10 protein-coding genes are annotated in these 14,120 nt (G+C 68.3%); 7 read left to right on the top strand and 3 right to left on the bottom strand.

From position 1 onward, the window contains the following. Positions 1-40: 40 nt before the first annotated feature. The 6 genes from ribH (at position 41) to NDI65_RS03875 (ending at position 9,031) form a co-directional block, all read left to right on the top strand. Positions 41-445, top strand: coding sequence for a 6,7-dimethyl-8-ribityllumazine synthase (ribH, locus tag NDI65_RS03850; RefSeq protein WP_089778665.1), 405 nt, complete (start codon positions 41-43; stop codon positions 443-445). Beyond that, positions 442-1,596 carry a pyridoxal phosphate-dependent aminotransferase gene (locus NDI65_RS03855; protein ID WP_089778667.1) on the top strand — a complete coding sequence of 385 codons (1,155 nt, stop codon included), beginning with the start codon at positions 442-444 and terminating at the stop codon, positions 1,594-1,596. Before ribH ends, NDI65_RS03855 begins: the two co-directional genes overlap by 4 nt. Positions 1,597-1,808: 212 nt before the next feature. Continuing rightward, positions 1,809-2,291 carry a type IV pilin N-terminal domain-containing protein gene (locus tag NDI65_RS03860; protein WP_089778669.1) on the top strand — a complete coding sequence of 161 codons (483 nt, stop codon included), beginning with the start codon at positions 1,809-1,811 and terminating at the stop codon, positions 2,289-2,291. A gap of 228 nt (positions 2,292-2,519) precedes the next feature. Beyond that, positions 2,520-4,439 (top strand): DEAD/DEAH box helicase, encoded by a 1,920-nt coding sequence (locus NDI65_RS03865; RefSeq protein WP_089778671.1) that lies wholly within the window; start codon positions 2,520-2,522, stop codon positions 4,437-4,439. Positions 4,440-4,566: 127 nt separating this feature from the next. Beyond that, positions 4,567-5,811 carry a type III ribulose-bisphosphate carboxylase gene (gene rbcL / locus NDI65_RS03870; RefSeq protein WP_089778673.1) on the top strand — a complete coding sequence of 415 codons (1,245 nt, stop codon included), beginning with the start codon at positions 4,567-4,569 and terminating at the stop codon, positions 5,809-5,811. A 280-nt stretch (positions 5,812-6,091) separates the two neighbouring features. Beyond that, entirely contained in the window at positions 6,092-9,031 is a 2,940-nt protein-coding gene (locus tag NDI65_RS03875; protein WP_310893412.1) for a methyl-accepting chemotaxis protein, read from the top strand. A gap of 60 nt (positions 9,032-9,091) precedes the next feature. Here the strand turns inward: NDI65_RS03875 and NDI65_RS03880 are convergent, their stop codons facing one another. Then, positions 9,092-10,786, bottom strand: a complete 1,695-nt coding sequence (locus NDI65_RS03880; RefSeq protein ID WP_089778677.1) for an NADH-quinone oxidoreductase subunit D — start codon at positions 10,784-10,786, stop codon at positions 9,092-9,094. Between the two features lie 97 nt (positions 10,787-10,883). Between NDI65_RS03880 and NDI65_RS03885 the strand changes: the two genes are divergently transcribed. After that, the gene (locus NDI65_RS03885; protein ID WP_089778679.1) at positions 10,884-11,546 is read left to right on the top strand and encodes a helix-turn-helix domain-containing protein; all 663 of its coding nucleotides are present in this window, start codon (positions 10,884-10,886) and stop codon (positions 11,544-11,546) included. A gap of 36 nt (positions 11,547-11,582) precedes the next feature. Here the strand turns inward: NDI65_RS03885 and NDI65_RS03890 are convergent, their stop codons facing one another. Both NDI65_RS03890 and NDI65_RS03895 read right to left on the bottom strand, forming a co-directional pair. Then, a complete protein-coding gene (locus tag NDI65_RS03890) occupies positions 11,583-12,554 on the bottom strand; it encodes a ribose 1,5-bisphosphate isomerase (protein ID WP_089778681.1) in 972 nt (323 codons plus the stop codon). A 49-nt stretch (positions 12,555-12,603) separates the two neighbouring features. Next, complete coding sequence (locus NDI65_RS03895) at positions 12,604-14,082, bottom strand: AMP phosphorylase (RefSeq protein WP_089778683.1); 1,479 nt, start codon at positions 14,080-14,082, stop codon at positions 12,604-12,606. Between the last annotated feature and the right edge of the window lie 38 nt (positions 14,083-14,120).

Genomic DNA, 14,120 nt, shown 5'->3' on the forward strand with positions numbered 1-14,120 from the left:
GTGTCGGTAGTTCTTTTATCCGAGACGGGAAGGGTCGGCCATGGTCTCTCTCGGACTCGTCGTGGCCCGATTCAACTCGTCGGTCACGGAGCAGATGGAGGAGGCGGCCCGCGACGCGGCCGCCGAGCGCGACGCGGAGGTCGTCGAAACGATTCAGGTCCCCGGCGCGTACGACTCGCCGCTCGCGGCCGACCGACTCGCCCGCCGCGACGACGTCGACGCCGTCGCGGTCATCGGCGCAATCGTCACCGGCGACACCGACCACGACCGCGTCATCGCCGACGCGACCGCGAAGTCGCTGACAGAGGTCTCGTTGGACCGCGACAAACCCGTCGCGTTCGGCGTCTCCGGCCCCGGGATGAGCGGGGCTGAGGCCCGCGAGCGCGTCAGCAAAGGTGCGGAAGCGGTTTACGCCGCGACCGATATGGTGGAGGCGTTGGCATGAACTTCGATTTCAGCGACCGAGTCGGCCGCGTCGAACCGAGCGCGACGCTCGCCATCTCGAACCTCGCGAGCGAACTGGAAGCGCAGGGCGAAGACGTGGTCGACCTCTCGGTCGGCGCGCCGGACTTCCCCACCCCGGACAACATCACGCAGGCGGCGAAGGACGCGCTCGACGCGGGACACACGAGCTACACCTCGTCGAACGGGATTCCGGAACTCAAGGAAGCAATCGCGGCGAAGCTCCGCGGGAACGGCGTCGACGCCGAGGCCGACGAGGTCATCGTCACGCCCGGCGGCAAGCAGGCGCTGTTCGAGACGTTCCAGACGCTCGTCGACGACGGCGACGAGGTCGTTCTCCTCGACCCCGCGTGGGTCTCCTACGAGGCGATGGTCAAGCTCGCCGGCGGCACGCTCAGCCGCGTCGACCTCGCGCAGCACGACTTCAGGCTCGAACCCGCGCTCGACGAACTCGCCGAGACGGTCTCCGACGAGACGAAGCTCCTCGTCGTCAACTCCCCGTCGAACCCGACCGGCGGCGTGTTCTCCGACGCGGCGCTCGAAGGCGTCCGCGACCTCGCGGTCGAACACGACTTCGCCGTCATCTCCGACGAGATTTACGAGCGCATCGTCTACGACGGCTTCGAGCACACCTCGCTCGGCTCCCTCGACGGGATGGAAGACCGCACCATCACCATCAACGGCTTCTCGAAGGCGTTCTCGATGACCGGCTGGCGGCTCGGCTACCTCCACGCCCCGTCGGACCTCATCGCGCAGGCCGGCAAGCTCCACTCGCATTCGGTCTCCTGCGCCGTGAACTTCGTCCAGCACGCCGGCGTCGAGGCGCTCTCGGAGCGCACCGACGACGACGTCGAGGAGATGCGCCAGGCGTTCGAGAACCGCCGCGACATGCTCGTGGACCTCTTGGCCGAACACGGCGTTGACGTGGCCGTCCCGAAGGGCGCGTTCTACATGATGCTCCCCGTCGACGACGACGACCAGGCGTGGTGCGAGGGCGCGATTCAGGACGCGAAGGTCGCGACCGTCCCCGGCAGCGCGTTCAACGCGCCGGGCTACGCCCGCATCTCCTACGCCGCGAGCGAAGAGCGACTCCGCGAGGCCGTCGAGCGCCTCGCCGAACACGACTACATCTGAGCCCCCCGCGGCGACTGATTTTTCGGGGCGACGCACCGAAGTCGCCTGCTTTCGTGATTCTTGACTGAACAGTGTGCTAGAGCTGAACGTGATTTTTGTTGTTGTTTACTAGGTTAGATTTATGTTCCCGACGGCCAATGTAGTAACCATACATACCGCTTTCCGGGTGGGACTTCCGCGGATAAACCGCGTATGTATACGACATACAAACCATGAAACTCAAACAACTATTCGCAGACGACGACGCGGTGTCGCCGGTCATCGGTGTGATTCTGATGGTCGCGATTACCGTCATCCTCGCGGCCGTCATCGGGACGTTCGTGTTGGGACTGGGCGAGCAGACCGCGACCGCTCCGCAGGCGAGCTTCAGTTTCGACTACAACCAGAGTAGCGCAGATTACCTCAACATCACCCACGAGAGCGGTGGCGCAATCGACTCGGACCAGCTGAACATCACGACGGGCGTCAGCATCTACGGCACTGCCGAAGCGGATGCCACTAATGCATCAGAGAGCCGAACTTGGACCGGGCTGAACGGAGACACGCAAACCGACGTGACGGCGGGAACCACGGTCACAATCTTGCCCTCCGGCGCCAGCGAAACACTCTCCGACCAGACCGTCCGCATCGTCTGGACCGACGAAGCGGGGTCGAGTTCCGCGACCCTCCAGCGGTGGTCCGGTCCCGACGCGTAACGAACCACGAGCCGATTCCGCGATAATCGGCCACCACGCGGCCGATGACGACCTCGATTTTTCATCACCGCATCGCCCCGAGAGTTCCGACTCTCGTATCACGTCCATCGGCCGTCGTCGGTCGCCTTCACGCCGGGTTCTCGCCGCCCGAACGCCGGGCCGACCGGTGGCCGATGAACTCCCGTCGGCGAAGATACTTATGTGAGTCCGTCACGAGAACTGTCACAGATGCGCGTGCGCGACCTCCCGCTGTCGGCGGCCCTCGTCTCCCACTACGAGTCGAACGGTATCGAGGAGCTGTATCCGCCGCAGGCCGCCGCCGTCGAGGCCGGCGTCGCGGCGGGCGGCCGCGTCGTCGCCGCCATTCCGACCGCCAGCGGCAAGACGTTCATCGCGGAACTCGCCATGCTCACCGCCGACGGGCCGGCGCTGTACATCGTCCCGCTCCGCGCGCTCGCCCGCGAGAAGTACGAGACGTTCGACCAACTCCCCGGCGTGAGCGTCGGTATCTCAACCGGCGACTTCGACGCGGCCGAAGAGGAGCTCGGCGACCACGACATCGTCGTCGCCACGAGCGAGAAAGTCGACTCCGCGATTCGAAACGGCGCGCCGTGGGTCGAACGCCTCGCGTGCGTCGTCGTCGACGAGGTCCACCTCCTCGGCGCGCCGGGGCGCGGGCCGACGCTCGAAGTCACGCTTTCGACGCTCCAGCGCCGCGTCCCCGACCTCCAACTGGTCGCCCTCTCGGCGACCGTGGACAACCCCGAGGCCATCGCCGACTGGCTCGACGCGGAACTCGTCGAGAGCGCGTGGCGACCCGTCTCGCTCCGCACCGGCGTCTACGCCGACGAGTCCGTCGAGTTCGACGACGGCACCGACCTCGACGTGGTCGTTCCCCCGACCGGCCCGAACGACGACGAGGCGACCGAGGCGACCGTCGCGCTCGTCGAAGACGCGGTCGAGACCGGCGGACAGTGCCTCGCGTTCGTCCGGTCGCGCCGCGAGGCCGAGGCGCTCGCCGACCGCCTCGCCGACGAGGACCTCTCGCCCGCGCCCGCCCTCGGCGACGAACTCGACGAACTCGGGGGGACCGCGACCGGCCGACAGCTCTCGGAGTGCGCCCGAACCGGCGTCGGCTTCCACCACGCCGGCCTGCGGAGCGCCCACCGCGTCGCCGTCGAGAACGCGTTTCGGGACCGCCGGCTCGCGGTCATCTGCGCGACGCCGACGCTCGCCGCCGGGGTGAACGTCCCCGCTCGCCGGGTCGTCATCCGCGACCAGAAGCGCTACACCGGCGACGCGATGGAATGGATTCCAGTCCTCGACGTGCACCAGATGTGCGGCCGCGCCGGTCGCCCGCACCTCGACCCGTTCGGCGAGGCCGTCCTCGTCGGCGACGCGGACACGAAGGCGGAACTGTTCGACCGCTACGTCACCGCCGACGCGGAGGCCGTCGACTCGCAGTTCGCCGACCCCGAGGCGCTCCGGACGCACGTCCTCTCGGTCGTCGCCTCCGGGTTCGCCGACAGCCTCGACGGCGTCGCCGACGTGTTTTCGGCGACCTACTACGCCCACCAGAACCCGAACGTGGACCTCGCGGAACTCGTCGCCGAGGTGGTCTCGGACCTCGAAGCGATGGAGCTCCTCGACGTGACGGGGGAGACGCTGTCGGCGACGACGCTGGGCGCGCAGACCTCCAGGCAGTACGTCTCGCCGACGACCGGGGCGCGCATCGTCTCGGGCATCCGAACCATCGAGACGATGGCCGACGACCGCGTCACCGCCCGGACCGCCCTCGAAGTCGTCTGCGACACGCCCGACATGCACGACACCTACCTCGGCAACCAAGAGCGGGCGCAGATGTATCAGTACGCCCGGAGTCACGCCGCGGAGTTCACCACCGCGATGCACGACGCCGACCCCTTCGAGGAGTGGCTGACGGCGGTCAAGACCGCCCGCATCCTCCACGAGTGGACCGAGGGCTCGGACATCGAGGAACTCGTCGAGCGCTACCGAATCGGCCCGGGCGACGTGGAGTCCCGCGTGGAGCGCGCCGAGTGGTTGCTGGGCGCGGCCGACGCGCTCTGTGCCGCCCTCGACGCCGACGTGCCCGAGTTCCGCGAGGTCCGGGCGCTGCTGTCGCCCTGAAGCGGAGGTCCGGCCGGTGTCGCTCCCGTGATGACGTCGCCCCGCACCGAACCGTTTCCCTTCGCGTCGAGGGGCCAAAGTCGCTTCGGGATGCCGTTTTAAGCTTCGCGGGAGCGTAGGCGAGGCTATGGGTATCACGTACGAAGACTTCCTCGACCTCGACTACGAACCGACCGACGAGGACCTCGTCTGCACCTTCCGCATCGACCCCGCGACGGGGATGTCGACGGAGGCGGCGGCGAGTCGCGTGGCCTCTGAGTCCTCCAACGGCACGTGGGCGGCCCTCCAGACCGGCGCGGATTTCACCGACATGGGCGCGACGACGTTCGACATCGACGGCGACCTCATCAGAGTCGCCTACCCCGCCGGGCTGTTCGAACCCGGCAACATGCCGCAGGTGCTGTCGTGCATCGCCGGCAACATCATGGGCATGAAGGCGGTCGACACGATTCGCCTCCTCGACTGCGAGTGGCCCGAGTCGGTCGTCTCGGCGTACCCCGGCCCGCTGTACGGGTCGTCGGTCCGCGAGGAGATATTCGGCGTCACCGACCGCCCCATCACGGCGACGGTTCCCAAGCCGAAAGTCGGCCTCTCGACGGCCGCGCACGCGCAGGTCGGCTACGACGCGTGGGTCGGCGGCGTCGACCTCCTGAAGGACGACGAGAACCTGACCGACCAGGCGTTCAACCCCTTCTCCGACCGCCTGACCGAGTCGCTGTCGCTCCGCGACGACGCCGAAGACGAGACGGGCGAGACGAAGTCCTACCTCATCAACGTCACCGCCGACACCCGGACGATGCTCGACCGAGTGGACGAGGTGGCCGCGCAGGGCGGCGAGTACGTCATGGTCGACATCATCACCGCGGGCTGGGCGGGCCTCCAGACCGTCCGCGAGCGCACCGAGAAACACGGCCTCGCCATCCACGCCCACCGCGCGATGCACGCCGCCTTCGACCGCCTGCCGGCCCACGGCGTCTCGATGCGGGTGCTCGCGCAGATAAGCCGCCTCTGCGGCGTCGACCAGCTCCACACCGGCACCGCCGGCCTCGGCAAGCTCGCCAACGAGGACACCGTCGGCATCAACGGGTGGCTCGCGGGCGACCTCTACGGGACGACCGACGTGCTACCGGTCGCCTCGGGCGGCCTCCACCCCGGCCTGCTTCCCGACCTGCTCGACGCCACGGGGACGAACGTCTGCGTTCAACTCGGCGGCGGCATCCACGGCCATCCCGACGGCACCCGCTCGGGCGCGGTGGCCCTTCGGTCGGCCATCGACGCCTACGTCGAGGGGCGCTCTATCACCGAGGCCGCCGAGGAGACGCCCGAACTCGCGGTCGCCCTCGATAAGTGGGGGACCGAGACGCCGCGGTAGAGTCAGCGGTGGCGGCGCGGGGTTCCCCGTGTTCGCAACGTTTGCTATTTCGTGACAACCGTTCGAAATTTATTGAGCGATTACTGCAATACCGAGTGAGCATCGACCCGTTAGTCTGCGTCGTCCCGAATCGGTTCGGCGTTCGAATATCGAAGATAATAATTGGCGCGTGAGTTTTATACGGTCGTTCAGGCAGAGCTAGATTCAGAGCGATTCGGCTACTTCCGGGGTGTTTGGCGCGTATTGGGGGACACCGTGGACTGCCGACATCATCCAAATCATGAAGATACGAACGAAACTTATCGCACTCTGTCTCGCCATCTCGTTGATTCCCGTGGCGATCGTCGGGGTCGCAGGCGTTCAGGGAATGAATAGCATTGGGAACTATGCACAAGACCAAAGCGAGGCGACGCTCGAATCGCAGATCACCGGCGACCTGAACCACACCGTCGCCGCCCGGCAAGAGGAGATCCAGAACCTGCTCGACGCCCGCCGAATCGACGCCCTCGCGCTGGCGAACTCGGCACCGGTGCAGAACTACGAGGCCGCCCGCGCCGGCGAGATGGAACTCGTCCAAGAACAGAGTCAAGCGCAGTTGGGGTACATGGCGCTCCAGATGCGGGCCACCGTCGAGACCACGAAACAGACGGTGCTCGCGAACCAGTACGGCGGACAGGACTGGGAGGACCTCACGCCGGCGCAGCAACAACAGGTGAAAGACCGAGTCGAGGCGCGAATCGCCGGCACGGCGGGAAGCGGCGTTCAACAGGGCGGGACGCTCTCCGACGCGTTCCGACCGGGCTACGTCGGGTCGACCGGCTACGCGTTCGTCCTGAACGGCGACCTCGACTTCGTCGTCCACCACAGCCTCGACGACGGGGTCAACGCCGTCGACGACGCCGAGATAGCGGCGTTCAATCAGGTCCCATCCGAAATCGAGTCCAACCCCGCCGTCCGCGACGGCGAGGAGTGGGGCATCGTCGAGTACGAGTGGGAAGACACCACTCAGGAGGGCAACCCCGTCGAGGAGAAGTTCGTCGCGTACGCCTACCACGAGGACTTCGACTGGGTGCTCGCGCCGAGCGTCTACTACTACGAGTTGCAGACGGCCGCCGTCGTCGACGCCCGCGGCCAGATTAACGACTCGTTCCGGAGCTACCTCGAAACCCGCGCCGTGACCATCGACGGCGAGGAGCGCCCCGCCTACGACGAGGTGCTTTTCACCGACGAGAACGGACAGGGAATCGTCCAAGCGACGCGCACAGACGACGGCATCGCCACCGAGTCGGTGGCCGACACCTCGTTCGCGGACGAGGCGTGGTTCGAGAGCGCGGCCAGGCTTCAGGAAGGCGAAATCCAAGTCAGTGAGGTGGTACCGACCGACGACGGGACCACGGTCTACGTCACCGCGCCGGTCTACCACGGGAACGAGCTCACGGGGACCATCACGCTCCAGTTCAACTTCGACCTCCTCAACGTGCTCATCGACGACATCACGGTCGGCGAAACCGGCCACATGAGCATCGTGAGCGAAGGGGGTGCGCTTCTGACTGACCCGAAGGAGTCGCTCGGAACCGTCGAAGGCGAAGTCGCCGAGAACCTCTCTGCCGGTCTCGTCCAGCGCGGCCTCACCACCTACGAGACGGCCGGCGAAAGCGGTGACTCGGCCCGGTACTTCGTCGGGTACGCACCGCTCCACTTCGGCAACGGGCAGTACAAACTCGTTGCGACCGTCCCCGAGTCCGACGTGACGGGGCCGGTCGAACAGCTCGGACAGGCGATGAACGACCGCGCAGACACCTCTCGGAACATCATCCTGCTGTTGATGGTCGGCATCATCGTGGTCGTCGTCGGCGTCGGCTACGTCGCCGCGCGGTACTTCTCGGAGCCGATCGAGGCGCTCCGTGACCGCGCCCAGTCGCTCGCCCGCGGGCGGTTCGACGACAGCGAGGATATCGACGCCAACGACGACGAACTCGGCGAACTCGTCGAAGCGTTCGACGACATGCAGGAGAACCTCCAACGGCAGGTCTCGGCGCTCCGAACCGCGGGGACGGAACTCGGCGACGGCAACCTCGACCAAGACCTGCGGACCGACCTCCCCGGCGAGTTCGGCGCCATCATGTCCGACCTCGACACCGGGATTCAGAAGCTCCAGGACGGCTTCGTCGAGGTGCAGTCCGTCGCCGACGAGTTCGCGGCGGTGAGCAACGAGACGGTGTCGAGCGCGAAGGAAATCGAGTCCGCGAGTCAGGAGACCGCGCGGTCGGTCGAGGAGATCGCCCACGGCGCGGAACAGCAGACCGAGCGGCTCCAGACGGTCGCCGACGAGATGAACGACCTCTCTGCGACCATCGAGGAGGTCGCCGCCTCCGCCGACGGCGTCGTCCAGTCCGCCAACGAGGCCGTGTCGCTCGCCGACGAGGGGCGCGAGCACGCCGCGGAGGCGACAGACGAGATATCGACCATCGAGACCGAGGCCGACGAGGCCGTCGAGCGGGTCGAAGCCCTCGGCGAGCAGGTGGGCGAAATCAACGAAATCGTCCAGCTCATCAACGACATCGCGGAGCAGACGGACCTGCTCGCGCTCAACGCCTCCATCGAGGCCGCCCGCGCGGGCGAGGCCGGCGAGGGCTTCGCCGTCGTCGCCAACGAAATCAAGGCGCTCGCCAAGGAGGCCAGTCAGGCCACAGACGAGGTCGAGTCCCGAATCGACGAGGTGCGCGAGAGCGCCGACGGCACGGTCGACGACATGCAGTCCATGCAGGACAGCGTCGAGAGCGGCTCCGAGACCATCGGCGACGCCATCGAGATGTTCGACCACATCTCCGGGGCGATTCGGGAGGCCGAACACGGCGTCGAGGAGATTTCGCAGGCGACCGAGAATCAGGCCGTCTCGACCGAGGAGGTCGTCTCGATGGTCGACGACGTGTCGAGCGTGAGCGAGGAGACCACCTCGGAGACGGCGACGGTCTCCGCGGCGACCGAAGAGCAGACCGCCGCGATAAACGAGGTCACGCGGAACATCCAGCAGGTGTCGGAGTCCGCCCAGTCGCTCAACGATCTCGTCGGCCGGTTCGACGTCGGGCAGGGCGAACGCGGCGGCGGAGCCGACGCCGCGTCGGGCGAGACGAGTCCCGCCGCGTCGTCGCAGTCTGGCTCACAGGCCGTCGCCGACGGCTCGGGTGAGGGGACCGGTCCCTCGCCGTCGGACGACTGAGTCAGCGACCGCGACTGCGTCGCCGACTGCGACGCGACGCGACCCGTCGGCCCGCGCCGACTACCGGTCTACTTCTCCCATTATCGTGTCGAGACTTCCGAGCGCCGCGATGAGGTCCGGGATGTACTCGCCTTCGGCCATCTCGGGGAGCGCCTGGAGGTTCGAAAACGAGGGGCCGCGAATCTTGAACCGCGCGGGGGTGTCGGTGCCGTCGGCGCGGATGTAGATACCGAGTTCTCCCTTCGCGGCCTCGACGGCGCGGTACACCTCGGTGTCGTCGTCGGGTTTGATGGTGCGCGGGACGTTCGACTGGATGGTCCGTTCGTCCTCGGGCCAGCCTTCGAGCAGGTCGACGCACTGGGCGACGATGTTGGCCGACTCCTCGACCTCGCGGAGGCGGACGAGCAGGCGCGCGAAGTTGTCGCAGTCCTCTTCGACGGCGACCGCCCAGTCGAGTTCGTCGTAGTAGCCGTAGGGGTCGTCGCGGCGGAGGTCGTAGTCGATGCCGGAGCCGCGGGCGACCGGCCCCGTCACGCCGTAGTCCTTCGCCACCTCCGGCGGGAGGATGCCGGTGTCGACCGTGCGGGCCTGCAGAATCTCGTTCGCCGTCAGGAGGTCGCGGTACTCGCGTAACTTCTCGGGGAGGCCGTCGACGAACGCCCGGACCTTCTCGAAGAACTCCTCGCGGGGTTCGGGGAGGTCCCAGACGACCCCGCCGAGCCGGAAGTAGTTGAACATCAGCCGCTGGCCCGTGAGGTCTTCGAGGACGTTCTGGACGAGTTCGCGGTCGCGGAGCGCGTACTGAAACGTCGCCGTGAAGTCGCCGATGACGTCGAGGGCGTACGCGCCGACCGCGAGCATGTGCGAGAGGATGCGGCTCAGTTCGGCCGCCAGCGTCCGGAGCACCTGCGCGTACTCTGGTACGTCGATGTCCGCCAGCGCCTCGGCGGTGCGGGCGTAGGCCCACTCGTTGAGGAGGCCGCCGCCGCCCCAGTCCCAGCGGTCGGGGTACGGCATAATCTGGTGTCGGTAGGTTCCCCGCTGGCACATCTGCTCCTCGCAGCGGTGGATGTAGCCGATGTCGGGCTCGACGTCGGCGACCTGCTCGCCGTCCAGCGCGACCTGCAGGTGCATCACGCCGTGGGTCGCCGGGTGGTGCGGCCCGATGTTGAGAAGCATCGTGTTCGTGTCCGCGCGGCCGTCTTCGGCGAGCGGGTTCGCGTTCTCGTCGTACCGGACGACTTGGGGGCGCGTCTGGTCGTAGTCCAGCCCGAGCGGGTGGCCCTGCCACGTCTCCGGCAGGAGGATGCGGCGCAGGTCCGGGTGGTCCTCGTACCGGATGCCGACGAGGTCGTACGCCTCCCGCTCGTGCCACTCGGCAGTCCGAAACGCCGGCGCGGCGGACTCGCTCACCGGGTCCGAGCGGGGCGTCGGGACGACGACGCTCGCCTCTCGGGTCGGGTCGTCGTAGGACTTCAGGTGGTAGACGGACTCGTAGCGGTCCTCGTACTCCTGTGCGGTCACACACGACAGGTGGTCGAGGCCGAGACCGTCGCGGAGGGCCGAAAGCGACGACTGCACCGCGTCGGGGCGAATCTGCACCGCGGGCGCGTGGACGTGTTCCTCGGTGGCGAGGGCGGCGTCGCCCAGCGCCCGCCGGAGCGCGTCGGCGTCGAGGGGACCGGCGTCGTCGGCGGCGGGCGCGGCGGGGTCGTCGTCGGACTCGGGGGGCTGCTGCGGGCGTTCGAGTGACATGGCGGCTGACACCCGCTCGTTCGCCCGGGCGTCGGTTCGGCGTTCTGCCTCACCAGTGCGGCCAGTTTTTATGTCGCGGTCGAATCAACCCGCTGGCATGAAATCCGTCAGGCTTCGCTTCGCGCCCGACGACGAGCAGATGCACCCGATGCACGAGTTCGTCGCCGACCACGAGGCGTTCGAGCGGACCGAGCTCCACCACTGGAACCCGACGGTGACAGACAGGAACACCATCGTCTTCGAGGTGTTCGGCTCCGCCATCGAGGCCTACGAGGCGGCGCTCGCGGAGACAGAGCGCATCCGGTCGTACGAGGTCTCACAGCTCCCCGGCGACTCGTTTTTCATCGTGGTGAACGAGCGGCTCGACCCGGCGGGCGCGAGGCAGACGGCGGCCGTCACGCGGGGCGACCTCATCGTCGTCCCGCCGGTCGTCTTCGGCGGCGACGGCACGGTGTCGGTGACGCTCGTCGGCACCGACGACGCCCTCCAGTCGGCGGTCGAGGAGATGCCCGAGGGCCGCGGTCTGGAAATCGTGCGGGTCCGGGAGTACACGGGGCCGGGGAGCGTCTCGGCCGGGTCGCTGTCGCCCCGCCAGCGCGAGGCCGTCGAGGCCGCCGTCGACTGCGGCTACTACCGCGAGCCGCGGACCGGGTCGGTCGCCGACGTGGCCGCCCGGCTCGACTGCTCGACGAGCACCGCGGCGGAGCACCTGCGAAAGGCGGAGATGAAAGTCATGGGCGACCTCGTCGGCGGGCCGTGACTGCGTGTCGGCCCGCGACGACGGTTCGGGGCCTGCCTAGGGTTCGGCTCGCGCCTCCGGTTCCGCCCACGGCTCCGAGGTGCCCTCGCCGAACAGCTCCCGCATCAGGATGACGATGCTCTCGGGCGGGAACTGCCCGCGCTCGGTGACGATGGCGTCGACGTAGCGCGGCGGCGTCACGTCGAACGCGGGGTTCTTGACGGTCGGGTTGCCGAGCTCCGCGAGCGTCTCGTCGTCGACGACCTCCGCGGTGTCGCGCATCTCGATATCGACGGTGTGGCCGGTCATCGTCCCCGGGTGGAGCTTGAGCGTCTGCGCGGCGACCATGATGGGCGTCCCCCGGTCGCGGGCGTTGACCGCGAGGCCGCTCGTCCCGATTTTGTTGACGACGCTCCCGTCGGCCGCGACGGCGTCCGCGCCGACGAGCACGTGGTCCACGTCGTTGAGGTAGCGCCGCGCCGCCGAGTCGACGATGAGCGTGACGGGCACGCCCAGTTCGTCGAGTCGCCTCGCGGTGATGTGCCCCTGATTTCTGGGTCGCGTCTCCTTGACGACGGCCTCGATGTGTTTCCCCTGCTCGACCGCCGCCTCGACGCACGCCAGCGCGTCCGTCGAGTGGCAGTGGGTCATGATGGTGTCGCCGTCGCGGAGGCGGTTCGCGCCGACCTCGCCGAGGTCGGCCTGCGCCCGTTCGAGGCGGGCGCAGAACTCGTCTGCCGACTCGACGACGTTCTGTCGGAGTCCCTCGACGGTCGTACTCGACATGCCGCGGAGGACGTACCGGAGGGCGTTGGGGAGGCTCACGGCCGTCGGCCGCGTCTCGTAGAGCGCTCGCGCGGCCGCACGGAGTTCGGCCCGGAACGCCTCGGCGTCGGCGGCGTCGCTCTCCGTGGCCTGCGTCCGGAGCGCCCGCGCGGCCGAGTCGGCGATGGTCGCCGCGCCGCGAGTCTCCATCGTGTCGATTTCCGTCGCGGTGCGCCGGACCTCGGGATGTACGCGGTCGTCCATGCGGGAACTACGGGCGTCGGACGCAAAAAGGTCGCCGCGGGGACGGCGTTCAGACCCGGTCGACCAGCGCCTCGTCGGGGTGTCGGACCCGGACGGTCTCGACGCGCTCGGTGAGCGCCTTCGCGTCGGCGAGCTTGTCCTCGGACTCGGCGTGGACGGTGAACAGCGTCTCGCCGCTGGCGGCCATCTCGCCGACGCGGCGGTGGAGTTCGAGGCCCGCGCCGGGGTCTCGCGGCGCGCCGGCCCGGCGGGCGACTTCGTTGACGAGGCGGTTGTTGATGTGCGTGACCACGCCGTCGCGGGCGGCGCGGACCGCGACGGTGTGCCGCCCCGGCGAGAGGTCGGCGGCCTCCACGTCGGGGTCGCCGTTCTGCGCGGCGAGTATCTCGCGGAACGTCTCCTCGGCCTGACCCGAGTCCAGAATCTCGGCGGCGTCGGCGTCGACGCCGGTGGACTCGAAAAGCAGGTCGGCGAGGCGAATCGCCTTCATCCGCAGGTCGTTCGGGCCGCCGCCGGCGAGCGTGGCGAGGACCTCGCGGGCTTCGAGCACGGGGCCGACGCCGCGGCCGACCGGGGCGGCCCCGTTCGTGATGGCGCACTCGACGGCCATCCCGAGGTGGTCGCCGACGCGGTTGAAATCCTCCGCGAGTTCGCGCGCCTCGGCGAGGCTCTCGACTTTCGCGCCCTCGCCGTAGGGGATGTCGACGACGACGTTGGTCGAGCCGGCGCTCTTTTTCTTCGAGAGGACGGAGGCGATGAGTTGGCCCTTCGGGTCGATGGAAAGCGGCGTCTCGGCGCGGATGATGCGGTCGTCGACCGGCGAGAGATTCACCGCGCCGCCCCAGACGAGACAGCCGCCGGTCTCCCCGACGATGTCGCGTATCTCCGGGACGGAGAACTCCACGTCGCAGAGGACCTCCATCGTGTCGGCGGTGCCCGCCGCGGAGGTGACCGCCCGCGAGGAGGTCTTCGGAATCTTCAGCCCCGCCGCGGCGACGATGGGAACGAGAATCGGCGTGACGCGGTTGCCCGCGACGCCCCCGATGGAGTGTTTGTCGGCGATGACCGGCTCCTCCCACGCGATGGTCTCGCCCGCGTCGGCCATCGACTCCGTGAGGTGCATCGTCTCTTCGAGGGACAGCCCGTTCGTGTAGGTCGCGGAGACGTACGCCCCGAGTTCCACGTCGGCGAGGCGCTCTTCGTAGATGTCGCGGACGATTCGCGAGAGTTCGTCGGCTTCGAGTTCGATGTCGTCGAGCTTCTTGCGGATGTAGTACACCGAGTCGGGCTGCGGCGCGACCGACACCTCGACCGCGCCTTCGAGGTGGTCGAGGCGGCGCGTCACGCCGAGGGTCCCCTCGGAGACGAGTTCGTCCGTCAGCTCGACGATGCCGATGGTCGTCCGGCCGCCCCGACGCAGTTGGACGCGTTCGAGCGCGTGGACCCCGAGTTCGGCCGCGTCGCTCTCGTTCAGGAGGACCGTCGGCGACCGGGTGCCGATGTCGATGTGCTCGGCGACGAGTTGCATACCCGAAGGTCGGACGAGAGCGTCAATAAATCGACCCC

It is taken from the genome of Haloferax sp. S2CR25 (assembly GCF_031624535.1).
Classification (GTDB): Archaea; Halobacteriota; Halobacteria; order Halobacteriales; family Haloferacaceae; genus Haloferax; species Haloferax massiliensis.